This is a genomic window from Micrococcus sp. HMSC31B01 (genome assembly GCF_001816085.1).
Classification (GTDB): Bacteria; Actinomycetota; Actinomycetes; order Actinomycetales; family Micrococcaceae; genus Micrococcus; species Micrococcus luteus.
The window spans coordinates 1-550 of sequence record NZ_KV825156.1 but is presented as its reverse complement, the minus strand read 5'-3'; the positions used below and the strand labels follow the sequence as shown (position 1 = coordinate 550).

The following is a 550-nucleotide window of genomic DNA, read 5'->3' as shown; positions in this document are numbered from 1 at the left end:
GGTGTGGTGTTGTTGCGCCATTGGCGGGGTGTGGTGCCGAATTCTTCGCGGAAGATGCGGCTGAAGTGGCTGGCGGAGACGAATCCGTGCTGTTGGGCGAGGATGCCGATGGGGACGTCGATGGTGGCCGGTGCGGTCAGGGCGTCGCGGACGCGACGCAGGCGCTGGGACTGGATCAGCTGCGCGAGCCTGATGTCCGCGCGGGACATCTCTGCGTAGAGCAGACGCTCGGACACGTGCAGGTCCTTCGCGATCCGGGCGGCTCCGAGACCGGGGTCGGTGAGGTTGTCGAGCACGTAGGTGACGATCTGCTCGGCCAGCGGATACCGGGTCGTGGCGCGGTCGGGAGTGAGGGCGCTGAGCAGGGTGACTTTCAGCAGGTCGGCGACGGGCGCGAACACGTCCACCTCGTCGCGAAGGCTGAGTTCGGAGTCCATCACGCCCCCGAGCACGGACCGCAGCAGCGCCGCCAGCGAGGTCCGCTCCTGCAGGTCCACACCCGAGACCTCAGCGACCTGATCCGCCGTCAACCCCACCACACCCAACGGCA

At 68.0% G+C, this 550-nt stretch carries 1 protein-coding gene; it reads right to left on the bottom strand.

From position 1 onward, the window contains the following. A partial coding sequence (locus HMPREF3105_RS07055) for a helix-turn-helix domain-containing protein (RefSeq protein WP_141762454.1) occupies positions 1 to 550 on the bottom strand: 550 nt, incomplete at both ends.